26 protein-coding genes and 1 tRNA gene are annotated in these 25902 nt (G+C 71.0%); 8 read left to right on the forward strand and 19 right to left on the reverse strand.

The features are described 5' to 3' along the window. The first annotated feature begins 16 nt into the window (after window positions 1–16). Window positions 17–925 carry a RecB family exonuclease gene (locus tag H0488_RS05870; protein ID WP_183098350.1) on the forward strand — a complete coding sequence of 303 codons (909 nt, stop codon included), beginning with the start codon at window positions 17–19 and terminating at the stop codon, window positions 923–925. Here H0488_RS05870 and H0488_RS05875 read toward each other — a convergent pair. Both H0488_RS05875 and metH read right to left on the reverse strand, forming a co-directional pair. After that, a complete protein-coding gene (locus H0488_RS05875; RefSeq protein ID WP_312856230.1) occupies window positions 891–1532 on the reverse strand; it encodes an HAD family hydrolase in 642 nt (213 codons plus the stop codon). The two genes, H0488_RS05870 and H0488_RS05875, sit on opposite strands and share 35 nt — an antisense overlap. Window positions 1533–1537: 5 nt before the next feature. Next, the gene (gene metH / locus H0488_RS05880) at window positions 1538–5284 is read right to left on the reverse strand and encodes a methionine synthase (RefSeq protein WP_183098351.1); all 3747 of its coding nucleotides are present in this window, start codon (window positions 5282–5284) and stop codon (window positions 1538–1540) included. 192 nt (window positions 5285–5476) lie between these two features. Between metH and H0488_RS05885 the strand changes: the two genes are divergently transcribed. Beyond that, window positions 5477–6328: a PAC2 family protein gene (locus H0488_RS05885; RefSeq protein WP_183098352.1), complete on the forward strand. Its 852-nt coding sequence runs from the start codon at window positions 5477–5479 to the stop codon at window positions 6326–6328. Here H0488_RS05885 and mshC read toward each other — a convergent pair. From mshC to H0488_RS05905, 4 genes are all read right to left on the reverse strand, one after another. Next, window positions 6323–7564, reverse strand: coding sequence for a cysteine--1-D-myo-inosityl 2-amino-2-deoxy-alpha-D-glucopyranoside ligase (gene mshC / locus H0488_RS05890; protein WP_183098353.1), 1242 nt, complete (start codon window positions 7562–7564; stop codon window positions 6323–6325). The genes H0488_RS05885 and mshC overlap by 6 nt on opposite strands. A gap of 173 nt (window positions 7565–7737) precedes the next feature. Beyond that, window positions 7738–8493, reverse strand: a complete 756-nt coding sequence (locus H0488_RS05895; protein ID WP_183098354.1) for an Rv2133c family protein — start codon at window positions 8491–8493, stop codon at window positions 7738–7740. Continuing rightward, the gene (locus H0488_RS05900) at window positions 8493–9077 is read right to left on the reverse strand and encodes an Rv2134c family protein (protein ID WP_183098355.1); all 585 of its coding nucleotides are present in this window, start codon (window positions 9075–9077) and stop codon (window positions 8493–8495) included. Before H0488_RS05900 ends, H0488_RS05895 begins: the two co-directional genes overlap by 1 nt. Before the next feature lie 9 nt (window positions 9078–9086). Then, the gene (locus tag H0488_RS05905) at window positions 9087–9803 is read right to left on the reverse strand and encodes a histidine phosphatase family protein (protein ID WP_183098356.1); all 717 of its coding nucleotides are present in this window, start codon (window positions 9801–9803) and stop codon (window positions 9087–9089) included. A gap of 68 nt (window positions 9804–9871) precedes the next feature. On the opposite strand from H0488_RS05905, the gene corA reads away from it, so the two are divergent. After that, on the forward strand, window positions 9872–10855 hold the full coding sequence (corA, locus tag H0488_RS05910; RefSeq protein ID WP_183098357.1) for a magnesium/cobalt transporter CorA: 984 nt from the start codon (window positions 9872–9874) through the stop codon (window positions 10853–10855). 10 nt (window positions 10856–10865) lie between these two features. Here corA and H0488_RS05915 read toward each other — a convergent pair whose 3' ends face one another. Then, window positions 10866–11690: an undecaprenyl-diphosphate phosphatase gene (locus H0488_RS05915; RefSeq protein WP_183098358.1), complete on the reverse strand. Its 825-nt coding sequence runs from the start codon at window positions 11688–11690 to the stop codon at window positions 10866–10868. A 75-nt stretch (window positions 11691–11765) separates the two neighbouring features. Between H0488_RS05915 and H0488_RS05920 the strand changes: the two genes are divergently transcribed. Both H0488_RS05920 and H0488_RS05925 read left to right on the forward strand, forming a co-directional pair. Further along, window positions 11766–12716: an aldo/keto reductase gene (locus tag H0488_RS05920; protein WP_183098359.1), complete on the forward strand. Its 951-nt coding sequence runs from the start codon at window positions 11766–11768 to the stop codon at window positions 12714–12716. Continuing rightward, window positions 12713–12913 carry a DUF5703 family protein gene (locus H0488_RS05925; protein ID WP_376768456.1) on the forward strand — a complete coding sequence of 67 codons (201 nt, stop codon included), beginning with the start codon at window positions 12713–12715 and terminating at the stop codon, window positions 12911–12913. Before H0488_RS05920 ends, H0488_RS05925 begins: the two co-directional genes overlap by 4 nt. Window positions 12914–12928: 15 nt before the next feature. Here the strand turns inward: H0488_RS05925 and H0488_RS05930 are convergent, their stop codons facing one another. The 6 genes from H0488_RS05930 to H0488_RS05955 form a co-directional block, all read right to left on the reverse strand. Beyond that, complete coding sequence (locus H0488_RS05930) at window positions 12929–14140, reverse strand: methyl-accepting chemotaxis protein (RefSeq protein WP_183098360.1); 1212 nt, start codon at window positions 14138–14140, stop codon at window positions 12929–12931. Next, window positions 14137–14682: a PAS domain-containing protein gene (locus tag H0488_RS05935; protein WP_183098361.1), complete on the reverse strand. Its 546-nt coding sequence runs from the start codon at window positions 14680–14682 to the stop codon at window positions 14137–14139. The genes H0488_RS05930 and H0488_RS05935 overlap by 4 nt, the downstream gene beginning before the upstream one ends. A gap of 78 nt (window positions 14683–14760) precedes the next feature. Next, window positions 14761–16062, reverse strand: a complete 1302-nt coding sequence (locus tag H0488_RS05940; RefSeq protein WP_183098362.1) for a M20/M25/M40 family metallo-hydrolase — start codon at window positions 16060–16062, stop codon at window positions 14761–14763. Between the two features lie 46 nt (window positions 16063–16108). Beyond that, the gene (locus H0488_RS23600) at window positions 16109–17407 is read right to left on the reverse strand and encodes a hypothetical protein (RefSeq protein ID WP_220794243.1); all 1299 of its coding nucleotides are present in this window, start codon (window positions 17405–17407) and stop codon (window positions 16109–16111) included. Between the two features lie 126 nt (window positions 17408–17533). Further along, window positions 17534–18910 carry a glycosyltransferase family 2 protein gene (locus H0488_RS05950; RefSeq protein WP_183098363.1) on the reverse strand — a complete coding sequence of 459 codons (1377 nt, stop codon included), beginning with the start codon at window positions 18908–18910 and terminating at the stop codon, window positions 17534–17536. Window positions 18911–19041: 131 nt separating this feature from the next. After that, window positions 19042–20433, reverse strand: a complete 1392-nt coding sequence (locus H0488_RS05955) for a calcium-binding protein (RefSeq protein WP_183098364.1) — start codon at window positions 20431–20433, stop codon at window positions 19042–19044. Between the two features lie 97 nt (window positions 20434–20530). Between H0488_RS05955 and H0488_RS05960 the strand changes: the two genes are divergently transcribed. Next, window positions 20531–21025 carry a GNAT family N-acetyltransferase gene (locus H0488_RS05960; RefSeq protein WP_183098365.1) on the forward strand — a complete coding sequence of 165 codons (495 nt, stop codon included), beginning with the start codon at window positions 20531–20533 and terminating at the stop codon, window positions 21023–21025. A gap of 22 nt (window positions 21026–21047) precedes the next feature. On the opposite strand, the gene H0488_RS05965 is transcribed toward H0488_RS05960, so the two are convergent. Further along, window positions 21048–21136 (reverse strand) — tRNA-Leu (locus tag H0488_RS05965). A gap of 132 nt (window positions 21137–21268) precedes the next feature. Here H0488_RS05965 and H0488_RS05970 point away from each other — a divergent pair. Beyond that, entirely contained in the window at window positions 21269–21547 is a 279-nt protein-coding gene (locus H0488_RS05970) for a Fe-S cluster assembly protein HesB (protein ID WP_183098366.1), read from the forward strand. 358 nt (window positions 21548–21905) lie between these two features. On the opposite strand, the gene H0488_RS05975 is transcribed toward H0488_RS05970, so the two are convergent. From H0488_RS05975 to H0488_RS05985, 3 genes are all read right to left on the reverse strand, one after another. Beyond that, window positions 21906–22508, reverse strand: a complete 603-nt coding sequence (locus tag H0488_RS05975) for a M23 family metallopeptidase (RefSeq protein ID WP_220794244.1) — start codon at window positions 22506–22508, stop codon at window positions 21906–21908. 228 nt (window positions 22509–22736) lie between these two features. Then, window positions 22737–23591, reverse strand: coding sequence for a polyphosphate kinase 2 (ppk2, locus tag H0488_RS05980; protein WP_183098367.1), 855 nt, complete (start codon window positions 23589–23591; stop codon window positions 22737–22739). Next, on the reverse strand, window positions 23588–24052 hold the full coding sequence (locus H0488_RS05985) for an HNH endonuclease (protein ID WP_183098368.1): 465 nt from the start codon (window positions 24050–24052) through the stop codon (window positions 23588–23590). The genes ppk2 and H0488_RS05985 overlap by 4 nt, the downstream gene beginning before the upstream one ends. Window positions 24053–24143: 91 nt before the next feature. On the opposite strand from H0488_RS05985, the gene H0488_RS05990 reads away from it, so the two are divergent. Beyond that, window positions 24144–24737, forward strand: coding sequence for a LysR family transcriptional regulator substrate-binding protein (locus H0488_RS05990; RefSeq protein ID WP_312856231.1), 594 nt, complete (start codon window positions 24144–24146; stop codon window positions 24735–24737). Window positions 24738–24747: 10 nt separating this feature from the next. Here the strand turns inward: H0488_RS05990 and H0488_RS05995 are convergent, their stop codons facing one another. Further along, window positions 24748–25260 carry a calcium-binding protein gene (locus H0488_RS05995; RefSeq protein ID WP_183098370.1) on the reverse strand — a complete coding sequence of 171 codons (513 nt, stop codon included), beginning with the start codon at window positions 25258–25260 and terminating at the stop codon, window positions 24748–24750. Window positions 25261–25362: 102 nt separating this feature from the next. Continuing rightward, window positions 25363–25902, reverse strand: a 540-nt coding sequence (locus H0488_RS06000; RefSeq protein ID WP_183098371.1) for an RNA polymerase sigma factor, incomplete at its 5' end; no start/stop codon positions are given.

Genomic DNA, 25902 nt, shown 5'->3' on the forward strand with positions numbered 1-25902 from the left:
GCCTACCGTCGCTGGCATGACCACCCCGACCGTCCCGACCGGCGTTCCGCCGACCGACCCCGCCGAGCGGGTCGGCACCCGGGTCGACGGTGTGGACGTGCTCGGGGCGCTCTCGCCGTCGCGGGCGGGCGACTTCATGACCTGCCCGCTGCTCTACCGGTTCCGCACCATCGACCGGCTGCCCGAACCCCCCTCGGTCGACGCCGTCCGCGGGACCGTGGTCCACAAGGTCCTGGAGGACCTCTTCGACCTCCCGGCGGCCGAGCGCACACCCGAGCGCGCCGACGCGATGGTGGTCCCTGCGTGGCAGGCGGTGCTGGAGGCCGAGCCCGCCCTGGCCTCGTTGTTCCCCGACCCCGACGAGGGCGCGGCCATCGGCTCCTGGCTGGTCTCCTGCCGCTCGGTGCTGGCCCGCTACTTCACGCTGGAGGACCCGCGGCGCCTCGAGCCGGCCGAGCGCGAGCTCTACGTCGAGGCGCTCACCGACACCAAGCTGCTCCTCCGGGGAGTCATCGACCGGGTCGACATCGCCCCGGACGGCGCGATCAGGATCGTCGACTACAAGTCGGGAAGCTCGCCCGGTGAGACGTACGAAGGCAAGGCGCTCTTCCAGCTGAAGTTCTATGCGCTCGTGCTGTGGCGGATGCGCGGCGTGATCCCGAAGCGGCTCCAGCTGATCTACCTCGCCAACGCCGAGATCCTCACCTACGACCCCGACGAGCACGACCTGCTCGCGACCGAGCGCAAGGTCCAGGCGGTGTGGGAGGCCGTGCGCCGGGCCCACGAGACCGGCGACTGGCTGCCGAGCCCCGGCCCGCTGTGCAAGTGGTGCTCACACCAGGCCCTCTGCCCGGCCTACGGCGGCACTCCCCCGCCGCTGCCGGTCCCGGTCACCCGAGAAGAGCAGCAAGCTCCGCCGGAGTGACGCCCACCAGGCTCTCGCGGAACACCCGGCGCGGACCGGATGGCACCGCGACGTGGTTGGGCACGACCAGCACCCGGCAGTTCGCGGCGGCCGCCGACGTGGCGCCGGTCGGCGAGTCCTCGATGGCCACGCAGTCCTCCGGCTCGACACCCAGCGCCGCGGCCGCGGTCAGGTACGGCTCGGGATGCGGCTTGCCGTTGTCGACCTGGTCGCCGGTCACGACCACCCGGAACGTCTCGGGCGGCAGGTGCTCGAGGATCGGCGCGACGAATCGCTGGTACGACATCGTCACCAGCCCGCACGGCACGCCGGCGTCCTTCAGCGCGAGCAGCAGCTCCCGCGCGCCGGGGCACCACGGGACGGCGTGCTGGACCCGCGCCACGACGCCGTCCAGCAGCCGCTCGACGATCTGCTCGGCGCTCAGCGGGATGCCGGTCCGCTCGCGGATGTAGTGCCCCGACGAGATCAGGCTGTTGCCGACCAGGTGCTGCGCGTCGGCAGTCGTCCAGGTGGCGCCGTACTCCTCGGCCAGCTCGACCTCGGTCGCCATCCAGTAGGGCTCGGTGTCGACCAGCGTGCCGTCCATGTCCCAGAGGACAGCCTTCACGTCGGTCAGTCCTCCGGGTCGTAGCCCAGGTTGGGCGACAGCCAGCGCTCGGTCTCCTTCAGCGTCCAGCCCTTGCGCTCGGCGTAGTCCGCCACCTGGTCGCGACCCAGCCGGCCGACGACGAAGTACTGCGCCTCCGGGTGGCTGTAGTAGATGCCCGACACGGCCGCGCCCGGCCACATCGCCATCGACTCGGTGAGCTCGATGCCGGTGTTGGCCTCGACGTCGAGCAGGTCCCAGATGGTCTGCTTCTCGGTGTGGTCGGGGCACGCCGGGTAGCCGGGCGCGGGCCGGATGCCGGTGTACTTCTCGGCGATCAGGTCCTCGTTGGAGAGCTGCTCCTCGGGGACGTGCGCCCAGAACTCGGTGCGCACCCGTTGGTGCAGGCGCTCGGCGAACGCCTCGGCCAGCCGGTCTGCCAGCGACTCGAGCAGGATCGCGGAGTAGTCGTCGAGCGCGGCCTTGAACTCCTGGACCTTCTCCACGGACCCGAGCCCGGCCGTGACCGCGAAGGCGCCGACCCAGTCCTGGAGGCCGCTCGCCGCCGGGGCGACGTAGTCGGCCATCGACCGGTTCGGGATCCCCTCGCGGTGCTTGCCCTGCTGACGCAGCTGGTGCAGGACGGCGCGCGCCTCCGTCCGGTCGTCGTCGGAGTAGACGACGACGTCCTCTCCGGTGCTCGCGGCCGGGAACAGCCCGTAGACGCCGTTGGCGGTGACCCACTTCTCCGCGATCATCTGGTCGAGCATGACCTGCGCGTCGTCGTACAGCTTGCGCGCGGCCTCACCCGTCGTCGGGTTGTTGAGGATGTCGGGGAACTTGCCCTTCATCTCCCACGCGTTGAAGAACGGCTGCCAGTCGATGTAGTCGCGCAGCTCGGCGAGGTCGTAGTCCTTCAGGACGTGCACGCCCGGTGTGCGCGGCTGCGGAGGCGTGTAGCCCGACCAGTCGATCGCGGTGGCGTTGGCCTTCGCGTCCGCGAACGACAGCTGCGGCCGCTCGGACTTCTGGGAGTGCCGCACCCGGAGGGAGTCGTAGTCCTTCTTGACCTCGGCGAGCAGGGGTGCCCGCCGCTCGTCGTGCAGCAGTGCGGCGGCGGTGGGGACCGAGCGGGACGCGTCCTTGACCCAGACCACCGGTCCGTCGTACTTGGGGTCCACCTTCACCGCGGTGTGGGCACGGGAGGTCGTGGCGCCGCCGATGAGCAGCGGGATCTCGAGCCCGAGCCGCTGCATCTCCGAGGCCATGGTGACCATCTCGTCCAGGGACGGCGTGATCAGTCCCGAGAGACCGATGATGTCGGCGTTGTGCTCCTTGGCCGCGTCGAGGATCTTCTGGGCGGGGACCATCACCCCGAGGTCGATGACCTCGAAGTTGTTGCACTGCAGCACGACGCCCACGATGTTCTTGCCGATGTCGTGGACATCGCCCTTGACGGTGGCCATGACGATCGTCCCGTTGGTCTCCTTGGCGGTGGCCAGCTCGGGGTTGTCGATCTTCTCCTGCTCGATGAACGGGATCAGGTAGGCGACCGCCTTCTTCATCACCCGGGCGGACTTCACGACCTGCGGGAGGAACATCTTGCCGGCGCCGAACAGGTCGCCGACCACGTCCATCCCGGACATCAGCGGACCCTCGATCACCTCGATCGGACGACCGCCGCGGGCAGCGATCTCCTGGCGCAGCTCCTCGGTGTCGGCCTCGACGTGGGCATCGAGCCCCTTGACCAGGGCGTGGGTGATCCGCTCGCCGACCGGGAGCTCACGCCACTCCTCGGTGGCTGCCTCGACGACCTCGCCGCTCCCCCGGTGCTGCTCGGCGAGCCCGAGCAGCCGCTCGGTGGCGGCGATGGAGTCGTCGGTGCGGTTGAGGACGACGTCCTCGATCGCGTCGCGCAGCTCGGCGTCGATCTCGCTGTAGGGCACCAGCGCACCGGCGTTGACGATGCCCATGTCGAGGCCGGCCTCGATCGCGTGGAAGAGGAAGACCGCGTGGATCGCCTCGCGCACCGGGTTGTTGCCGCGGAAGCTGAAGCTCACGTTGGAGATGCCGCCCGAGACCTTCGCGCCCGGCAGGTTCTCCTTGATCCAGCGGGTGGCCTCGATGAAGTCGACGCCGTACGTCGCGTGCTCCTCGATGCCGGTGGCGACCGCGAACACGTTGGGGTCGAAGATGATGTCGTCGGCCGGGAACCCCACCTGGTCCACGAGGATCCGGTAGGCGCGCTCGCAGATCTGCTTGCGGCGCTCCAGGTTGTCGGCCTGTCCGTCCTCGTCGAAGGCCATCACCACGGCCGCAGCGCCGTACTTCTTGCACAGGCGCGCCTGCTCGATGAACTTCTCCTCGCCCTCCTTCATGGAGATCGAGTTGACGATGGGCTTGCCCTGGACGTTCTTCAGGCCGGCCTCGATGACCTCCCACTTGGAGGAGTCGACCATGACGGGCACCCGGCTGATGTCGGGCTCGGACGCGACCAGCTTGAGGAAGCGGTCCATCGCCGCGACGCCGTCGATCATGCCCTCGTCCATGTTGACGTCGATGACCTGGGCGCCGCTCTCGACCTGCTGCGCGGCGACCGACAGCGCGGTGTCGTAGTCACCGTCCTTGATCAGGTTGCGGAACTTCGCGGAGCCGGTGATGTTGGTGCGCTCGCCGACGTTGACGAAGAGGCTGTCCTCCGCGATGGCGAACGGCTCGAGGCCGGACAGCCGCAGCGCGGGGGTGGCCACGACGGGCTCGCGCCGCTCCTTGCCCTCCACCGCCCGCGCGATGGCGGCGATGTGGTCGGGCGTGGTGCCGCAGCAGCCGCCGAGGATGTTGACGAAGCCCGCCTCGGCGAACTCCTTCACGATCGCGGCGGTGTCGTCCGGGGTCTCGTCGTACTCACCGAAGGCGTTGGGCAGGCCGGCGTTCGGGTACGCCGACACGAAGGTGTCGGCGAGCCGCGAGAGCTCGGCGATGTAGGGGCGCATCTCCTTCGCGCCGAGGGCGCAGTTGAGCCCCACGGCGAGCGGCTCGGCGTGCCGGACGGAATCCCAGAACGCCTCGGTGACCTGACCCGAGAGGGTGCGGCCGGACGCGTCGGTGATGGTGCCGGAGATGACCACCGGCCAGCGGCGGCCGGCCTCCTCGAACAGCGTCTGCACGGCGAAGATCGCGGCCTTCGCATTGAGCGTGTCGAAGATGGTCTCGATGAAGATCAGGTCGGAGCCACCGTCGACGAGGCCGCGCGCCGCGATCAGGTAGGCCTCGACGAGCTGGTCCCACGAGACGTTGCGGGCCGCGGGGTCGTTGACGTCCGGGCTGATCGACGCCGTGCGCGTGGTCGGGCCGAGCGCGCCGGCGACGTAGCGCTTCTGCCCGGTCGCCGCGGCCACCTCGTCGCACACGGCGCGGGCGAGCCGGGCCGACTCGAGGTTGAGCTCGTAGGCGAGCTCCTCCATGCCGTAGTCGGACAGCGAGATCGAGTTCGAGTTGAACGTGTTGGTCTCGATCAGGTCGGCGCCGGCCTCGAGGTACTCGCGGTGGATGCCGGCGATGATCCCGGGCTGGGTGATCGAGAGCAGGTCGTTGTTGCCGACCAGGTCGGAGGGCCAGTCGGCGAACCGGTCACCGCGGTAGCCCGCCTCGTCGGGGCGATCGCGCTGGATGGCGGTGCCCATGGCGCCGTCGAGGATCACGATCCGCTCGCGCAGCAGCGCGGTGAGCTCGTCGGTCGTGTCCGGTCGCCAGTCGTGGGAACCCGATGCCATGTTTCACCCTTCCGTCACGGAAGGCGCCCTTGGAATCTCGCCGAGCGTGGCGGGCCTCACGTCGGAAGGTCCCGTTGCAACGCCTCTCGGCCCCCCGATCCTAACCGGCCCGGCCACCCCAGCGACGATTTCCCGCATGCTGGCACCCCTACGGGGGCTCCGGCCCCGTAGGCCCCCACTAGGCTCGTCAGGGTGATGGAGATCGAGGACCCGCCGAGCCTGGTCCGGCCCGTGGTGATCGCAGCGTTCGAGGGCTGGAACGACGCGGCCGAGTCGGCGTCGGCGGTCGTGGACCACTTGCTGAAGGTGTGGAACGCGCGGGTCGTGGCCGTGATCGACCCGGAGGACTACTACGACTTCCAGGTGAACCGCCCGAGCGTGGGCGTGGACGACAACGGCTTCCGCAGCCTGACGTGGCCGAGCACCCATGTCGCAGTCGCCTCTCCCCCGGACCTCGACCACGACGTGATCCTGGTCCGCGGCATCGAGCCCAACATGCGGTGGCGCGGGTTCTGCGCCGAGCTGCTCGCCTGCATCGACGACCTGGGCGGGGAGCTGGTGGTGACGCTCGGTGCGCTGCTCGCCGACACCCCCCACACCCGCCCGATCCCGGTCACCGGCACCGCGACCGAGCCGGACCTCGTCGACCGGATGAAGCTGGAGCAGTCGACCTACGAGGGACCGACCGGCATCGTCGGCGTGCTCCAGGACGCGTGCGTGAAGTTGGACATCCCGGCGGCGTCGTACTGGGCGGCCGTGCCGCACTACGTCGCGCAACCGCCGTGTCCCAAGGCCACCTTGGCGCTGCTCGGCCAGATCGAGGACCTGCTCGGCGTGAGCATCCCGTTGGGCGACCTGCCCGACGACGCCCGGGCGTGGGAGCGCGGGGTCGACGAGCTCGCCGAGGAGGACGAGGACATCGCCGACTACGTCCGCTCGCTGGAGGAGACCCGCGACACGGCCGACCTGCCCGAGGCGTCCGGCGAGGCGATCGCGCGCGAGTTCGAGCGCTACCTCAAGCGCAGGGGCGACGAGGAGTCATAGCAGCAGGCCCAGCGCCGCGTCGAGCACCGGCAGCAGGGTCGCCGCGGCGTCGGGGTCGCTGGTGTCGGCCAGCCCGTCGGTTCCGAGGGTCGACGCGACCCAGGCGTCGACCGCGGCTGTCGCGCGCGGTGCGTCGAGGTCGTCGGCGAGCGCGGCCAGCACCTCGGTGACCACCGGGGCCGCCGGCGCGCCCGCTCCGAGCGCCAGCGCCGACCGCCACCGGGCCACGTCGTCGACGGCGACCCAGAGCATGTCGTCGGTCCACTCCCAGTCCTCGCGGTAGTGGTGGCGCAGCAGCGCGAGCCGGATCGCCATCGGGTCGATGTCGCTGTTGCGCAGCGCCGAGACGAAGACCAGGTTGCCGCGCGACTTCGACATCTTCTCGCCGTCGTAGCCGACCATGCCGGCGTGCACGTAGGCCCGGGAGTACGGCGCACCGGTCGCCACCTGCGCGTGACCCGCGCACATCTCGTGGTGCGGGAAGACCAGGTCGCTGCCGCCGCCCTGGACGTCCATCGTCGAGCCGAGCTGCTCCAGGGCGATCGCGGCGCACTCGATGTGCCAACCGGGGCGACCGCGACCGAACGGGCTCTCCCACGCAGGCTCGTCCGGGCGCTCCGCCCGCCACACGACGCAGTCGAGCGGATCCTTCTTGCCCGCGCGGTCCGGGTCGCCACCGCGCTCTCCGAAGAACCGCAGCATGGTGGCGCGGTCGTAACCCGACTCCTCGCCGAAGGCCGGGTCGGCGGTGACGGAGAAGTAGAGGTCGTCCTCGACCTTGTAGATCGCGCCCGCGGCCTGGAGCCGCTCGATCAGGGCGATCACCAGCGGGATCGACTCGACCGCACCGATGAGCGCGTCGGGCGCCAGCACCCGCAGGGCGTGCATGTCCTGGCGGAACAGCTCGGTCTCGCGCTCGGCGAGCTCGACCCAGTCGACCCCGACCTTGGTCGCACGCTCGAGCAGGGGGTCGTCGACGTCGGTGACGTTCTGGACGTAGCGGACGTCGAGTCCCGCCGACCGCCAGGCACGGTTGAGCAGGTCGAACCCGATGTAGGTGTTCGCGTGGCCGAGGTGGGTCGCGTCGTACGGGGTGATGCCGCAGACGTAGAGCTTCATCTCCGCGCCGTCCGCGGGAGCGGTCGCCACGACACTGCCGGTCGCGGTGTCGTGAATCGCTACCGGCGGCCCGACCACGGGCAACGACGGCAACTCCGGAGCGGTCCACGCGCGCATGCGGCGATGTTATAGGTGGGTTCAGCGGTCGACTGCCGCGGTCCAGCTCGCTCGGCCATTTCGGGCCGGCAGCGTGGTGCACGCGGCGAAGCCGCACGGCGCGAAGTCCCTGGGCCGAGCTTGCGAGGGCCCGGGCGGCGAGCGTCGTCTGCGACACGCTCGGCCCATTCAAATCAGAACGGGGGCCAGGGGATGGCGGGCCAGCCGCCGTGGGGGCCTGGAAGCTCGCCCCGGGCGAGCAGCCGCTCGGCCCGGCGCTCCAGCGCGCGGACCTCCAGGTCGGTGAGGTGCTCGCGGAGCCGCTCGCCGAGGTCGCCCCGCACGGCCGTGAGTACGGCGCCCACGACCGCCTGCTCCTCGTCGGTCAGCGCAGTGCCGGCCCAGCCCCACAGGACGGTGCGGAGCTTGGGCTCGTGGTGGAAGGTGACGCCGTGGTCGACGCCGTACCGATGGCCGTCGGGCATCGGCAGGACGTGACCGCCCTTGCGGTCGGCGTTGTTGACGAGCACGTCGAACACGGCCATCCGCCGCAGCTCGGGGGTGTCCTCGTGGACGAGGGTGACGTCGCGGTCGCGGTCGTCGACCCCGTCGAAGACCGCGAACCAGCCGTCCGGCACCCGGCGGGCCAGGACCAGGGTCACCGCCTCGTCGTCGGGGTCGACGACCTGCCACTCCTGCAACATCCCCGGGCCGTGGGGGCCGTCGCCGCACCAGGTGCGCGGCACCAGGTTCCAGCCGGTCGCCTCGCTGACCAGGTAGGCCGCGACCTCCCGGTCGGCGAGCGTGCCCTCGGGGAAGTCCCACAGGGGCCGCTCGCCGGCGATCGGCTTGTAGACCACCTCGCGGCCGTCGAGCTCGGCGAGGAACGTCGCGTTGGACGCCGGCATGATCCGCCCGCGCAGGGCGAGGCGGTCGGTCGGCCCCGACATCACTCGGGGCGGCGCTTGAAGCCGTTGGCGCGCACGCAGAGGTGACCGTCGGGGTCGATCGGCTGGCCGCAGAACGGGCAGTCGGGCCGACCGGCTCCCAGGACCCGCTCGGCACGCCGGACGAACGCCCGGGCGTGGCCGGCGTCGATGCGGACGACGAAGACCTCGGTCGGCTCGGCGTCCGCGAGGAGCACCTCGTCCTCGGCGTCGTCGCTGATCCCGACCAGCTCCTCGCCGACCGGGAAGACCTCGATCACGACCCGCTCGGCCTGGGGGTCCCACGACAGCGTCATCGTGCCGGCGCGGAACTCCTCGGCGATCGGCAGGTCGAGCGGCTCCTCGTCGGTGAGACCGACCGGCGCGACCGCGGGGATGACGGTCGTGGTGCGCGCCTCGGCCATCACCTCGTCGAGCAGCTCGTCGATCCGCTCGGCCAGCGCCGCCACCTGCTGCTTCTCCAGCGCGACGCTGACGACCCGGGCACCGTCACGGGCCTGGAGGAAGAACGTCCGCGCGCCCGGCTCGCCGACAGTGCCCGCGACGAAGCGCTCGGGCGGGTCGAAACCATGGACGATCGGTGGCATGGAGCCACTTTACGAGCCCTCGGTGACGGGGTCGGGTCCGGCGCCGCCACCGACGGTGCCCCTGGACCGCCGGGTGCGCTTGCCGGCCGGCCGGACGAGCCAGGACAGGTCGCCGGCGTGGGTGTTGGACGCCAGCACGTAGGGCCGGTCGGCGGTGTACTGGATGATCGAGATCGACGCCGGGTCGACGTTGATCCGCTGGAACAGGTCCAGGTGCATCCCCAGCGCATCGGCGAGCACGGCCTTGATGATGTCGCCGTGGCTGACCGCGACCCACACCGCGCCGGGGCCGTGCTCGGCCTCCACAGCGGCGTCGTGGCGTCGTACGGCCTCGACGGCGCGGTGGCGCATCTGCACCATCGACTCGCCGCCGGGGAACGCCGCGGCCGAGGGGTGGCGCTGGACGGTCGACCAGAGCTTCTCCTTGGCCAGCTCGCCGAGCTTGCGGCCCTGCCAGTCGCCGTAGTCGCACTCCGCCAGGCCGCGCTCCGTGGCCGCCTTGAGGGCCGCCGGATGAGCCTGCGCGATCGCCTTGGCGGTCTGCCGGCAGCGTTCCTGCGGACTGGTGACGAGCGCCGCGAGCGGTACGACGGCGATCCGTTCGGCCGCGGTCGCGGCCTGCCGTTGCCCGGTGTCGTCGAGCCGGACGCCCGCGAGACGCCCGGCGAGCACGCCGGACGCGTTGGCGGTGGTGCGTCCGTGCCGAACCAGGAGAACTGTGGCCACGAACCGGAGCGTAGCCAGGTTTCGAGGCTCGCTGCGCTCGCACCTCAACCACCGATATGTTTCCCATCGTGATCGTCGACAGCGCCGTCTACCGCAAGGGCCGGCGGCTGCCGGTCGACTGCGGGGTGCACGACTACGGCGCGCTCCGCGCCGCTGCGGCCGGCGGCGGGCACGACTTCGTCTGGGTCGGTCTCTACGAGCCGAGCCACCTCGAGCTCGAAGACATCGCGCACGCGTTCGGCCTGCACCCGCTCGCGGTCGAGGACGCGGTGGTCGCCCACCAGCGGCCCAAGCTCGAGCTCTACGAGGGCAACCTGTTCCTCACCGTGAAGACGCTGTGGTACGTCGACGAGGACGACGCCGTCGAGACCGGCGAGATCAACCTCTTCGTGGGCGACGACTTCGTCATCACCGTGCGGCACGGGCGTGGATCGCAGCTGCGCGATGCCCGGCACGGGCTCGAGGAGCAGCAGAACGTCCTGAGCCACGGTCCGTCAGCCGTGGTCTACGCCGTCTGCGACACCGTCGTCGACGGCTACCTCGCCGTCATGGAGGAGCTCCAGGTCGACGTCGACGAGGTGGAGGAGTCGGTGTTCTCCGAGGAGCGCACCAACGACTCGGTGCGGATCTACACCCTCAAGCGGGAGCTGGCGGAGGTACGCCGGGCCGTGCTGCCGTTGCGCGAGCCGATGCGCCGGTTCACCGTCGGCGCGGTGCCGGGGATCCTGCCCGACGCCGGCCCGTTCTTCCGCGACGTGGCCGACCACCTCTCGGTCGCCGCGGACGCGATCGACAACCTCGACTCGTTGCTCTCGACCGCGTTCGACGCCCACGTCGCCCGGATCCAGGTGCAGCAGAACGACGACATGCGCAAGATCTCGGCCGGCGCCACGCTGATCGTCGTACCGACCCTGATCGCGGGCATCTACGGCATGAACTTCCAGCACATGCCCGAGCTCGGCTGGACGTTCGGCTACCCGTTCTCGCTGCTGCTCATGGGCGGCGTCGTCGCCGGCCTGTGGATGATGTTCAAGCGCTCGGGCTGGTTCTAGCCCGCTCGGATCAGGCCGTCAGGACGCCGGCGCTGAGCAGCACCAGCACGGCGCCGCCGAGCAGGACCCGGTAGATCACGAACGGCGCGTAGTTGTGCGTGCTGACGTAGCGCAGCAGCCAGGCGATCGCGGCGTAGCCGACGACGAAGGAGACGACGGTCGCGACGATGGTCGGCGTCCAGCCGTAGCTGTTGGCGCCGTTCGGGATCTCCTTCATCTCGTAGACGCCGGCCCCGATCACGGCCGGGATCGCGAGGAGGAAGGCGTACCGCGTGACCGCTTCGCGGTCGTAGCCGAGCAGCCGCCCCATAGAGAGCGTGGCGCCGGAGCGCGAGACCCCGGGAACCAGGGCAGCCGCTTGGGCGAGGCCCATGAGGACCGCGTCGCGGACGCTCAGCTGCTTGATCTTCTTCTCGGTGCCGCCGAGCCGGTCCGCCAGGCCGAGCACGACGCCCATCACGATGAGCATCGTCGCGATCAGCCAGAGGTTGCGGAACTCGCTCTCGATCGTCTCCTTGAAGGCGACGCCGAGCAGCACGATCGGCACCGACCCGACGATGATGAACCAGCCCATCCGCGCGTCGAGGTGGCCGCGGTACTCGGGCTTGAACAGCGACATCGCCCACATCCGGCCGATCCGCCAGATGTCCTTGCGGAAGTAGAGCAGCACGGCCAGCTCGGTGCCGATCTGCACCACCGCGGTGAAGGCGGCTCCTGGATCGCCCCAGCCGAACAGCTCCGGGAAGATCCGCAGGTGCGCACTGCTGGAGATCGGCAGGAACTCCGTCAGACCCTGCAGCGTGCCGAGCACCAGGGCTTGCAGGAAGTCCGCCACGCTGACGGATCCTACGGAAAGGTCGTGGGCGAGCCGTCAGCCGCCCCGCCGGCGTGACCGACTACCTTTGCCCCCATGCAGCAGCGGTACGTCGGCAGCAGTGGTCTCCGGGTGTCGCGGCTGGGGCTCGGCACGATGACCTGGGGCAAGGACACCGACGAGCACGAGGCCCGCGACCAGCTCATCGCGTTCTGCGAGGCGGGCGGCACGCTGGTCGACACCGCAGCGGGCTACACCGACGGCCGCTCGGAGGAGCTGGTCGGATCGTTGATCGGCGACGTCGTACGCCGTGACGAGGTGGTCCTCGCGACGAAGGCCGGGATCTGGCGCCGCGGCGGCGAGCGCACCACCGACACCTCGCGCCGCGCGCTCCTCGACGGCCTCGACACCTCGCTCGAGCGGCTCGGCGTCGACCACGTGGACCTGTGGCAGGTGCACATCTGGAGCGACGAGGTGCCGCTCGACGAGACCCTCGGCGCTCTCGACACGGCCACGTCCTCGGGTCGGGCGACCTACGTCGGGATCTCGAACTACGCCGGCTGGCAGACCGCCCAGGCCGCCACCTGGCAGCGGGCCGCGCCCGGCCGGGCCCCGATCGTCTCCACCCAGGTCGAGTACTCCCTGGTCAACCGCGACATCGAGCGCGAGGTGCTCCCGGCCGCGGCTGCCATGGGGCTGGGCATCCTCCCGTGGTCCCCGTTGGGGCGCGGCGTCCTGACCGGCAAGTACCGCACGGGCATCCCGGGTGACTCGCGAGCCGCCTCCCCCGTCTTCGCGTCGTTCGTCGAGCGCTACCTCGACGAGCGCAGCCGCGGCATCGTCGAGGCCGTCGTGCGGGCCGCCGACGGCCTGGACTGGACGCCTCTGGAGGTGGCGCTGGCGTGGGTCCGCGACCGGCCGGGCGTCACGGCGCCCATCGTCGGAGCCCGCACGGCGACCCAGCTCAAGGGTGCGATCGGCGTCGAGAGCAAGGAGCTGCCGCCCGAGATCCGCGAGGCCCTGGACGACGTGTCGGAGCCGGCATGATGCGCAACGGGACGGTCGAGTGGCAGTTCGAGAAGGTCACCTTCTCCCGCGACTACCCGCGCAACGTCGTCACCCGGCTGCTCGTCGAGCGCGCCGAGCACGGTGGCTGGGAGCTGGTGCGCGTGCGGATCTCGCCGGACGGCACCCGCCGGGTGATCCTGCGTCGCAAGATCATCCGCGCGGTCCGCACCGGCTGACGACCTCGCTGCCCGTCAGCGGATCTCCTGCAGGAAGCCCGCCACGTGGGTGCGCAGGTCCGTGGCCAGTCGCGACAGGTCGAGCGAGGCGTTCGTCATCTCGGTCGCACCTGCGCTGGTGGCCTCGGTGGACGAGCCGATCGCGGTGATGTCCTCGGTGACCTCGGAGACGGCGCTCGCCGCCTCGGTGGTCGTCCGGCTCAGCTCGCCGGCCGCGTCCCGCTGCTCGCCGACCGCCTGCGCGATCGTGCGCAGGTTGTCGCCCATCCGGCCCACCGCGCCGGTGATCCCCTCGAGCGCGCCGACGGCGGCGCCGGTGGCGGCCTGCATGGCTCCCACCTGCTCCTCGATCCGGTGCGTCGCCTCGGCGGTCTGCGAGGCCAGCGTCTTGACCTCGGAGGCGACGACGGCGAAGCCCTTGCCGGACTCCCCCGCACGCGCCGCCTCGATCGTCGCGTTGAGCGCGAGCAGCCGGGTCTGGCTCGCGACCTGGCTGATCAGGCCGACGACGTCGCCGATCTCCTGGGAGGCGTCGGAGAGCCCCTGGACGGTCGACCGGACCTGCTCGGCCTCCTGGAAGGCGAGCTCTCCGACCCGGTTGGACTCGTCGGTCTGCTCCTGGATCGCGCGGACGGTGCTGGCGAGCTGCTCCACGGCAGCCGCCGCGACGGTCACCGCGTCGGATGCGGTCCGGGACCCGTCGGCGACCTGGGCCGCCCGGGTGGCGGTGTCCTCGGCCGTCGTGGCGAGGCCGCGCGACGACGCCTCCATCTCCGTCGCGGCGGCCGCGACCTGGTCGGACAGCCCGAGCACGGCCTCCTCGAACGCGTTGGCGAGCTCGCCCTTGCGGGCCTCCTCGGCCTCGAGCCGGTCGTGGGTGTCGGCCATCGCGTCGATGGCGCTGTTGATGGTCTGGGCCCCGGCCTGGAAGGAGCCGAGCATGCCGCGCACCAGGAACCGGCGGTAGAACCGTCCCTCGCTCGCGTAGCGCAGCGAAGCCGAGGACTCACGGACGTAGGCGTCGGTGAGGTCGAGCAGCGAGTTCATCGCGTCCCGGACCGCGTGCAGCTCCGGGTGGTCACCGAGGTCCGGGACCCGTGGCTCGAGGTCGCCCTCGGCCGCCGAGCGGCAGACCTCGGTCACCGCGGCCAGCGCTGCCCGCAACCGGGTCAGCTCGTCGTCGGCCGCGTCGTTCAGTGCGCCGGTGTCCGGCAGTACGGCGGTCATGCCGCCACCTCCTCCTGGGAAAGCGACCAGACGAACTCGTCGTAGGTCTGTCCGGCCGCGGCGAGCTCGGCGTCGAGCAGTGCCTTGCCGGCTTCGACGGCGTCGCTGGTGCTGGCGTGCCGGGACTCCTCGGCCAGCAGCCGCGCGTACAGGTCCCGGATGACGGCGAGCGTGGCGCGGTCCGCCGTGCGGCGGTTGGAGTGGTAGCCCAGGATCCGCCCGCTGCTGTCGAACGTCGGCGTCACGTGGGCGAGGACCCAGTAGTGGCCTCCGTCCGCGCTGAGGTTCACGACGTAGGCGAAGATCTCCTCGCCGTTCGCGATCCGGTCCCAGAGCAGCCGGAACACGCTCCGCGGCATGTCGGGGTGCCGGATGATGTTGTGCGGCTTGCCGATGAGGTCGCGCTCGTCATAGCCGCTGATCTCGACGAACAACCGGTTGACGTAGGTCAGCCGGCCCTGGGGGTCGGTCTTGGACACGATGATCTGGTCGGGGCGGAAGGTCTTCTCCTGCCCCGTCGGGGTGATGCTGGTGGGGCGCACGCCGCGGGCCTCCGTTCGGTTCGACTCAACCCCTCATTCGGCAGGTCGGCCGTCCGGTTGAGGAACGCCGCGGCCCGATCAGACCTGGTCGAGGAACCGGTCGAGGACCCGCGCGCCGAAACGGAGCGCGTCGACCGGCACCCGCTCGTCGACGCCGTGGAAGAGGGCGGTGAAGTCCAGGTCGTCGGGCAGCCGGAGCGGCGTGAAGCCGTAGGTGCGCATGCCGAGCGCCCGGAAGTGCTTGGCATCGGTGCCGCCGCTCATCAGGAACGGGGCGACCAGCGCATCCGGGTCCTCCGCCAGCAGGCTCCGGGTCATCGCATCGACCAGCGCCCCGTCGTACGGCGTCTCCCAGGGCTGCTGGTTGGAGACGAAGTCGATGCTCACGTCCTCGCCGCACAGCTCGGCCATGGTCCGGAAGAACTCGTCCTCGTAGCCCGGGAGGAACCGGCCGTCGATGTGCGCACTGGCCTCCGTCGGCACCACGTTGACCTTGTAGCCGGCCGACAGCATGGTCGGGTTGGTCGTGTTGCTGATCACCGCCCCGAGCATCCGGGTGGCACCGCCGAACTCCTCGACCAGGGTGCGCGCGTTCTCCGGCGTGACGTCGGTGCCGGCGATCGCGCCGACGGTGCCGAGCAGCGTCCGCATCGTCGGCGTGAGCCGCACCGGCCACTCGTAGGCGCCGATCCGCGCCACCGCCTCGGCGATCCGGGTGACCGCGTTGTCGGGGTTGATCATCGACCCGTGGCCCGCCCGGCCCCGCGCGGTGAGCCGCATCCAGGCCATGCCCTTCTCAGCCGCCTCGATCAGGTAGAGCCGCTGGCCCCGCACGGTGGTGCTAAACCCGCCGACCTCCCCCACTGCCTCGGTGCACCCCTCGAACTCCTCGGGGTGGTCGCGCACCAGGACCTCCGCGCCGAGGTGGCCGCCCGCCTCCTCGTCGGCGGTGAAGCACAGCACGACCGGCCGCGAGGGCACCCGCCCCGAACGCTGGCGCTCGCGCACCACCGAGAGCAGCATCGCGTCGAAGTCCTTCATGTCGACGGCGCCCCGCCCCCAGACGCTCAGCCCACCGTATTGACACTCCTGGACCTCACCGCTGAACGGGTGGACGGCCCAGTCCTCCGCCGCGGCAGGCACGACGTCGAGATGTCCGTGGAGGAGCAGCGCGTCGGTGCGCGTCCCGTCACCGCCCCAGCGGGCGACCACCGAGGCTCGTCCCGGTGTGGACTCGTAGATCCGGGTGTCGATGCCGACGTCCTCCAGCAGCCCGGCGACATGTTCGGCAGCCTTGCGTTCGCCGGGCCCGTCGTCGGAGCCGTAGTTGGACGTGTCGATCCGGATCAGCTCGCGGCAGATGTCGACGACCTCGTCCATGCCGCCATCCTCGCACCCGGCGGGTGACGCCGGCGCTGACTCCCGGTCAACCGCAGCTGATCGGCCGCGGGTCCACCCGGTCGCGCTCGGCCCGCGGGTCCCGGCCGCCCCCGCAGTCGATCCGGCGGTCCGCCGTACGGTCCCTCGCCAGGAGGCGGTCCCTGCCCGCCTGGCCCCAGAGCCGGTCGGCCCCGGGGCCGCCCGACAGCCGGTCGTCGCCACCGCCCCCGCAGATCCGGTCCCGCCCGCCGAGACCGCGGAGGGTGTCCGCGCCGCCGAGTCCGGCGATCACGTCGGGTCCGGGCGTGCCGTCCAGCACGTCGGCACCGGCGGTGCCCACGACGGTCGCCGGCGCGCCGCCGCAGGTCGGAGCGACGGGGCGGTCCATGAGGAACGCCCAGATGCGGGTCTCCTGGCCACCGATCACGTGCCCGCCGTTCTGCACGAGGATCAGCTGGTAGCCGTCACAGCGGGCACCGTGGCCGGTGAGGTCGTAGACCCGGGCGCGATTGCCGCTGACCCGGTAGGTCTCGCGCAGCACGCCGTTGTTGGCGCCGCCGATCTCCTGGTCGAAGCAGCCGTTCTGCTCCGCCCAGAACCGCATCGGGTTGAAGACCCGCCAGTCGACGTCCCAGTCGACCGGATCGTGGTAGGCCGCGGTCGGCGGCGGTGCCACGGCTTGGTCGTCGGTCCCGTGCAGATGGATGACCCGGGCGTCGGCGCTGTGGAGGACGGGATCGGAGCTGTCGGCCTCGCACTGGCCGTCGCCGCCCTGGCAGTACAGCAGGCCCGCATTGACCGCGACCGCTGCGATCTTGTCCCTCGTCGAGGAACGTTGCAGGAGGTAATAGGGCATGAACGCTCCGCGCGAGGTGCCGCCGACGAAGATCCGGTCCGGGTCGACCGAGGCGCAATCACGGAGCCGGTCGATGACGAGGCTGAGGAACTGGCTGTCCAGGTTGCCCGGGCCGTCGGCGGCCCGGTGGTTCCACGTCCGGCCGATGCCGTTCGGCGTCACGATGATCGCGCCGTCCGGATCGGTGGCCGGCCAGAAGCCCGGCGCCATCGCAGAACCGTCGCCGCCGTCGCCGTGCAGCCAGATCAGCACCGGCCGACCCGGGGGCGGGGCCGGCGTCGACGGCACCCGCCAGTGGAAGGAGTGGGCCTGGCCGTCGGACGTGGTCAGCTGCGTCCGACCGGTCGCGGCCTCGGACCCGCACAAGCCGGTCGCGGTCGTGGGTGCGGCATCCGAGACCGACTGCGCGGGTGCGGACAGCCAGCCGAACGCCATCACGCCGGCAGCGGCCAGGCGCAGTCGGCGTCTGTTCGACACGGAGATCCCCATCGGCCTCCCCTTCGCGGCGCGTCGCTGCCGCGAGGCTAACCGCGGCAAGCGGCCTGGCTCGTCGAAACGACGGACTCTTTACGCAGGACGCTTCCCAGTGACCGGGTAGACCCGGGTCGACCCGGCTCAGCTCGCGGTGGACGTCGACGACCTCCACGCCGCCAACCGCTCGGGACGGGACGACCTGCCGAAGGTGACATCGGCGATGCCCTTGAGGTGGACCGCTCCGAGGAAGGTCGCGTACGCCAGCTCCGGCAGCAGCAGTACGGCGACGAGTCGTGCGCGCCATCCGCCTCGCCACACGCGGGCGACCCGGGCGAGCGCCAGCACGGCTCCCAGGACCAGCCAGAACGGCAGCCACACCCACGAGTCGACGGCCAGGGCCGTCACGGCCAGCAGCCCGAGACCGGCGCCGGCCGCGAGCGAGCCGTGGCTGAGCCCCAGCTGCTGGGTCCAGTGGCGCCAGGTGTGGGTGCGGACGCCGTACTCGCCGAGGGTCTCGAGAGCGCCGTGCTGGGTGCGCAGGCGCTGAGCCCACAGGGCGCCCCAGGTCGGCATCAGGCCGGTCACGACCGTGCAGTCGGCCGGCGAGACCACCAGCGCACCGAGCGACCTGAGCGCCAGTGTGATCTCGCTGTCCTCGGTCAGCGCGACCGTGTCGAAGACGTCGCCGGGAACGCCCGGGAGCGAGGTGCCGCGGGCGGCCGCGACCGCGCGGAGGGCCCGCGGGCGGAAGATCGATGCGGTGCCGGTCAGGACGTGGGCTGACGCCCCCTGGCCCCGGAGATCGAGGGCGTGGCGGAGCAGCTCGTTGCGCTGGAGCTGGCCCAACAGGCCTCCGCCCGCCTCGCCGGCGATCAGACCGCCGATCGCCATCAGCGCCCGGTCGTCGGCCATCCTGCGCGCCGCGCCTTCGAGGAAGCCGTCTCCGAGCACCGTGCCGGCACCCGTCACCATGACCAGGTCGTTGTCACCCAGGCCCGGCAGCAGCCCACCCAGCGCTCGGTTCAGGGCGCCCGCCTTCTCGTGGGTGCTGCGGAACGCCTCGACGACCTCGACGCCGTGCGACCTGGCCAGACCGACGGTGTCGTCGACGCAGTTGTCAGCCACCACGATCACCCGGTCGGGCTGCCGCGACTGCGCGCCGAGCGCGTCCAGCGTGACGCTGAGACTGCCCTCCGCGTTGTGGGCGGGGATGACGACGGTGATCGTCACCGGACCTGCGTAGACACCGCGCGTCTCCTCCATCACGATCCGGGGCGCCAGCGGGGTGCGGTGACGTCTGCTGCGCCGCGCACCCGTGGTGACCGCGCGCTCGACGACCGACACTCCGGCCGCGACGGCGACAGCCAGGACGACGGAGAGCACGACCGGCCACCCGGGACGGACATGGGCGCCGGCGCCTCCGAGCACCGACGAGAACGCCACTGCCCAGAGCGCGGTCGATGCGAGCACCGCACCACCCAGCACGACCAACCCGACCGTGCGCCGCCGTCGACCCATCGTTGACCCCTCCTACGATCAGGTTAGGGATCCGGCATCACACCAACAGGTGATCGGGTCCTGGCCAGGACATTGTCCCGCCATTTTCGACCGATCGGTCAGGTTCGGTAGTCCCCCAGGTGATGGCTGGGCTAGCAGCTGGAGACATCGCCCGGGTCGCCGACGCACGTCGAGAGCCCGGGGCTGCCGCTCGACACCCGCATCCGATCGCCGGCGAACCCGTCCACGGTGTTCAGGTCGTTGACGCCGGCACCACCGTCGAGCGCCACCTCCGTGGCGCCGAGTCCGCCGTACATGTGGTCGTCGTACCGGCTGCCGATGATCTGCTGGAAGTGAGTGATCTGGTCGGCCTCTCCCGATCCCCTGGTGACGGTACCCGCGTCGAGGTCCAGCCAGATGCCGCTGTCGGCCGCCAGGTAGCGAGCGGTGTCGATGCCGGTGCCCCCGTCCGCGACGTCGCTCCCCTGCCCGAGCATCACCCAGTCGTTGCCCTCGCCTGCGTCGATCGTGTCGTCGCCACCGCGCCCGTCGAGGAAGTCCGTGCCTCCCCCACCCCAGATCCGGTTGGGTCCGGCGTCGCCGTAGAACTGGTCCTCGAAGATGGTGCCGACGATGTCCTCGACGCCGGTGACCTTGCCGAGGATCCCGGCCCGTCCGCTGGTCAGGTTGACGATGATGCTGCGCCCCAAGGACGAGTAGTCGAGGGTGTCGATGCCAGCGTCGCCGCGGATGACGTCGGCTTCGGTGGGGCCTCCCGGGAAGATGACGTCGTCGCCGGCCAGCGCGTTGATGATGTTCGGCACGTCGACGGTCCCGCGCAGCACGTCGTCCGCCGGGGTGCCGACGATGTTCTCGAAGCCCGCGACGTCGTCGGACCCCGCGTCGCCGCCCGTCGTGCCGGCCGCGAGATCGACCACGACGCCTGCGGTGAGGAACCGGTAGCTCAGCGTGTCCTTGTCCAGGCCACCGTCGGCGGTATCGTCGCCGCGACCCGGGCGGATGGCGTCCGGGCCGCTGCCGCCGAGCAGGTCGTCGGCACCGTCGCGTCCGACCAGGAAGTCGCGCCCGCCCAGGCCCTCGAACCGGTTGTCGCCTGCTGTGCCGACCAGCCGGTCGTCGCGCTCGGTGCCGACCGCGTTCTCGATCGAGACGACCAGATCGGTCACCGCGCCGGTCACCGACCGCGCCGACAGCCGGACCTCGACCGAACCGCTGTCCAGGTCGTCGTAGCGGACCGTGTCGCTGCCCACCTCACCCCACGCCTCGTTGCTCCCCGGACCCGGGTAGAGGACGTCGTCTCCGTCGCCACCGCGCAGGACGTCGTTGCCGGCAAGTCCTTGCAGGACGTCGTCGCCGCCCAGACCGCACAACACGTCGGGACCCGGGGTGCCGACCAGGTCGTCGGCACCCGGGCTGCCCACGATCGTGCACACCGGCGGGGCCGCCGCCGACCCCTCTGTCGTCAGCAACGTCGCCGGGACTGCCAGGAGGCCGGCCGCACACACCACTCGCACGAGGAACATGCGTCGACGCTAGGACTGCGTGGGGCCCCGGGGGCAGAGGCCTTCGTCCCTCGCCCGGGCCCCAGATGACCCGTTCTCGCACTACCGTCACGATGTGGTGGAAACAGTTCCTGCGCAGGACGCAGACGGGCTGGCTTCGGCCGGCCGGCTCCTGCACGACTTCAACGCGGAGTACGACGAGCCGTCCCCGGCGCCCGAGGTGATGGCCGGGCTGCTGCGGTCGCGGGTCGCCGACGGCAACGCGACCGTGCTGCTGGCACGCGACGGGTCGGGGACGGCGGTCGGCGTCGCCGTCGTACGTCTCCAGCCGTCGCTGTGGAGCGATGCTCTCGAGGCCTACCTGGCCGAGCTGTACGTCGCACCCACCCGCCGCGGCCAGGGCTTCGGCCGCGAGCTGCTGACCGCGGTGCTCACGACGTCCCGCGATGCCGGCGCCGACTACGCGTTCCTCATCACCAGCGAGGACGACCACCTCGCCCAGCGTGCCTACGAGGCCGCCGGATTCCGGCGGACCGAGGGCGAGGGCGGCCCGATCATGTGGGCCTACGAACAGGATCTGAACCCCGAGGACGGCGTCAGCCCCGAGCTCTGACCGCAGAGACTCGGGGCTGATCTGGTGTCCGAGGGGGGACTTGAACCCCCACGCCCTAATACGGGCACTAGCACCTCAAGCTAGCGCGTCTGCCAATTCCGCCACCCGGACGAGTGCGGGCCGAGATTAGCAAATGTCGCCCCGTGATCCCGCATCGGGACCCCCTTCCGGGAAGGGCAACTTGAACCAGGCGGATGGGCCTGCAACGGTGGAGAAGCCCTGCACTCAACTCAGAAAGCAGTCATGCTCACCCTGACCGAGAACGCATGCAGCATCGTCAAGCGCTACACCGACCACCCGGACACCCCGGATCAAGCCGGGCTCCGCATCATGAGTACGCCGGAGGCGCAGCTCGCGGTGACCACCGCTGACGAGCCCGCGGCCGGCGACCAGCTCGTCGAGCAGGACGGGGCGAAGGTCTATCTCGACGCCGGCGCGGCCGAGCAGCTCGACGGCAAGGTGCTCGATGCCGGGATCGACGAAGCCGGCAACGTGCAGTTCGGCCTCCTCGCCGAAGACTGAAAACCGGGACCCTGTCGGGACCTTGGTCCCGCTAGCCCGACCCAGCCAGCGGCGTTGAAAAGGCATGACCGCAGCAGCCGACCGCATCCCGCAGGCCACCCTGCGGGAGGAGTGGTCGGCATCGCGGTTGAGCCATTGGGCACGGACCGTCGAACCCTCCAGTGAGGCTGTCCGCACCCCGGTGGACTCGCCTGCCGCCCCCTCCCGCGGGCGGTATCCGCGGCTGGCCGATGCTCTGCTTCGGCTGGCCGCGGACCCACGGGCGTCCGTCCACGAACGGGCACTCGCGGCCGACCGCGCGGCAGCGGCGCTTCGCCGCGCCTGAACGAACCTCGGCCGGCTTCGGCCGGCGGTGCGATCAGACGGTCAGGCCCCAGCCGGCCAGCGCGACCGCCGGGTCGACCGGCTCGCCGTCGACGCGCACCTCCAGGTGCAGGTGCGGACCGGTCGAGTTGCCGGTCGACCCGACCGCGCCGATCACGTCCCCGGCCGACACGGTGTCGCCGACCGCGACGCTCTGGCTCGACTGGTGGCAGTACCAGAGCTCGGTGCCGTCCTCGAGCGTGATGACGGTCTTGTTGCCGTACGACCCGTCGTAGCCGACCTCGGTCACCACGCCGGCGTCGATGGCGAGCAGCGGTGTGCCCGAGGGCGCCGCGAAGTCCAGGCCGGTGTGGTCGCTCGACCACAGGCTGCCCGCGTTGCCGAAGGTGGCGGTCAGGCGGTAGCCCTCGACCGGCAGCACCTTCGCGGACCGCTTCGGGCGGACGGTCAGGCCCTCGACGATCTTCATCTTGCGTCCGGACTTGGACTTGACCTTGGCGGTGACCAGCCAGGCGGGCGTGGTGTCCGGCTCCGCGGCGGCCGGCGGCACTCCGAGAACCGAGCACGCGAGCGCGCCGATCAGCACGGGCGCGGTGGCCGCCCGACGGATCCGACGGGCTGGGGTGGGCTTGTTCACGACGCTTCCTTTTGCTTGCGGAGCGCTTGCTTTTGCAAGCACGGCCCCCCAAGTGAGACAAGATCGCGCCGTCGGGCACAAGTCGAGCGTCACCGCCACGTGGCCCCCGTCACTAGAACGGGTTGCCGTTACCGCTCAGCCAGCCCCATTTCAGCGACCGAGATCACAGCAGCGACGACGGGCCGGAACAGGGCCGGACAAGGGGTCGGAGGAGGGCTGGAGGACGGGTCAGAAGAGCTGGGGAACGAACGTCTGCTCGTGCATCGGGGGGCGGATGTAGTTCTCCTCGCGCATGGTGGGCAGCACCACCTCGGCGGGCGCGGCATCCTCGTACTCGAACTGGCTCAGCAGGTGGCTGATGCAGTTGAGCCGGGCCGTCTTCTTGTCGTCCGACGGTACGACGTACCACGGCGCGTGCTTGGTATCGGTGTACTGGAAGGTGGTGTCCTTCGCCATCGAGTAGCGCACGTAGAGCTCGTGCTCGGCCAGGTCCATCGCCGAGAGCTTCCACCGCTTGAGCGGCTCGGCGTTGCGCGCCTCGAACCGCTTGCGCTGCTCCTCGTAGGACACCGAGAACCAGTACTTGATCAAGATGATCCCGGAGCGGACCAGCATCCGCTCGAACTCCGGCACGGAGCGGAGGAACTCCTGGTGCTCCTCCGGGGTGCAGAGGTCCATGACCCACTCCACGTTGGAGCGGTTGTACCAGGACCGGTCGAACAGGCACATCTCCCCCGCGGCCGGCAGGTGCGCGACGTAGCGCTGGAAGTACCACTGGGTGCGCTCGCGCTCGGTCGGCTTCGGCAGCGCGACGGTGCGCACCGTGCGGGAGCTGGTGCGCTCGCTGATCGTCTTGATCACGCCGCCCTTGCCGGCCGACCCGCGGCCCTCGAAGATCACCAGGACCTTCAGGCCCTGCCGCTGGATCCAGTACTGCAGCTGCACCAGCTGCTGCTGCAGGTGCTCGATCTCCCGCTCGTACACGTCCTGCCGGAGCCGGCCACGTTTCGTGTAGTCGTCGGGGTTGCCGCGGTGCGGAACGAACCCGACGTCGTCCGCCCCTTCGGGAAGGTGCGGTTTCACTGCCGGACCCGTCCCCACGCCGTGACCTCGATCCGGCTCGGCACCCACGGCTCGAACCGCAGCCGCATCCCGGCCTCGCGCGGGGTGCGGTTGCCCTTGCGGCTGTTGCACCGGCCGCAGGCGGCGACGGTGTTGAGCCAGGTCCAGGTGCCGCCGCGTGATCGGGGCACCAGGTGGTCGACGGTGTTCGCGTGCGCTCCGCAGTAGGCGCAGCGGTGCTGGTCGCGACGCAGCACGGCGTCGCGGCCGTAGGCCGCGGGCCGGTACATCCAGGAGGCGACGACGTAACGGACCAGCCGGAGCACCTTCGGCCACGGGTGCGGACCGATCCGCTTGTCCTCCTCGGCCTCGTGCACGACGGCCACGCCGCGGAAGAGCATCCGCACCGCGTGGGGGAACGAGACGACGTCGTGGGGCTCGTAGGAGGCGTTGAGCAGTACGACGGGCGTGTGGCTCGCCATGGCTATCGCCTCCTTCCGTATCGGAACCCTAAGCATGACCCGGGGCGGCACCAACAGAGTTTCGGCGAAGTTGCTGCAATATTCTTCGGGAGTGAATCGCCTCCGCGTCGCCTTCGTGCCCGGTGTGACCCCCGACAAGTGGGCCCGGGTGTGGCGCGAACGGCACCCGCGGATCCGGCTCGAGCTGATCCCCGTCGAGGAGGAACAGCAGCGCGCCGCGCTCGACGACGGTACGGCGGACCTGGTCCTCGCCCGGCTCCCCGTCGATCGCGAACGGCCGACGCCGCTGCACTGCGTGGTGCTCTACGAGGAGCAGCCCGTCGTCGTCGCCGCGCTCGATCACTTCGTGGCTGCTGCCGACGAGGTGAGCACGTCCGACCTCGCCGACGAGCAGCTGGTGCTGCCCGAGCGGTCGGGGTGGCGTCCCACGGCGGACCAGCTGGAGTTCCCGGACATGTCGGCCCGGGACGCGGTCGAGGTGGCGGCGGCCGGCACCGGCGTCGTCGTGCTTCCGATGGCGGTGGCGCGCCTGCACCACCGCAAGGACGTCGTGCACCGCCCGGTCGTCGACCTGCCACCGACCCGGATCGCACTGGTGTGGCGGATCGAGGACGACGGTCCCGTCCACCAGGACTTCGTGGGGGTCACCCGCGGCCGCCGCGCCAGCAGCGGCCGCGGTAACTGACCCGGGCACCTCAGACTGCGATGAAGTTGTCGCAGCCGTAGAACTCGTCGCCGGGGTCGGTGCTGTCGTAGTAGACGGTGTCGTAGCCCGGCCCGCACTTGATGAGGTCCGCGTTGCCGTCGGCGTAGACGTAGAAGTAGTCGTCGCCGTAGCCACCCCGCACCGCGTCCGGCCCGAAGCCCGGCACCAGGGTGTCGCTGGCGTCGCCGCCGAACAGCCGGTCGGGACCGCCGCCGCCGGCCAGGTAGTCACCGAGGCCGCCGCCGTAGAGCCGGTCCCGGCCGTCGGCACCCTCGAGGTAGTCGTAGCCCGGCCCGCCGTAGAGGTAGTCGGCACCGGCGTAGCCGTAGAGCGAGTCGTTCCCCTCGAAGCCCTCGATCGTGTCGGCGTACGGCGTGCCGTACAGGATGTCGTCGAGGTGGCTGCCGCCGATGTTGGCAGCCGAGGCGGGGCCGGCCGTGAACGCGATGGCGCCGGTGGCGACCGCAGCCGCGCCGAGGGTCAGGATTCGGATGGAACGCATGGCAATTCTCCTTGGGATCGGGGCCTGCCGCTGCAGCCGGCCTCATCCACTGGATGCGCCCACTCCCCCGGCCAGTTCCCGGTTCGGGGAGAATTCTTTTCGCTAGCTCCAGTGCCACGTCTGCCGGGCGAGCAGGTCGCGGGCGCGAGCGATCCGGGACCGGACGGTTCCGACCGGGACACCCAGCCGTTCAGCGATCTCGTCGTATCCGAGCTGGTCGAACTCGCGCAGGATCAACGCCTCGCGGTACGGCTCCGGCACCCGGTCGAGCGCCTGGCGCACGGCCATCTCGTCGGCCACGACCGAGCTGAGCCGCCGGCTGAACGCCGCGAGCTCGGGAACGTCGTCGGTCGCGGGCTCCGTCTTGCGTTGCTTCCTGCGGAGCAGCTGCAGCGCCTCGTTGCGGGCGATGGAGCGGACCCAGGTCTGGAAGCGGGACCGGCCCTCGAACTGGGAGATCTTCTCCATCACCGCGATCAGGGTCAGCTGCGCGGCGTCCTCGATGTCGGCCGGGTCGACCAGCAGCGAGGTGATCGCGGGGTGGGCGACCCGGTGGCGGTGCACGAGCTCGAGCAGCAGCTCGGTGGCGGCGACCGCGCCGCCCGCACCGAGCGACGCGAGGCTGTCCAGGATCGCGATCCG

Origin of the sequence: Nocardioides pelophilus, assembly GCF_014180685.1 — a bacterium.
In the GTDB taxonomy this organism is placed as follows: Bacteria; Actinomycetota; Actinomycetes; order Propionibacteriales; family Nocardioidaceae; genus Nocardioides; species Nocardioides pelophilus.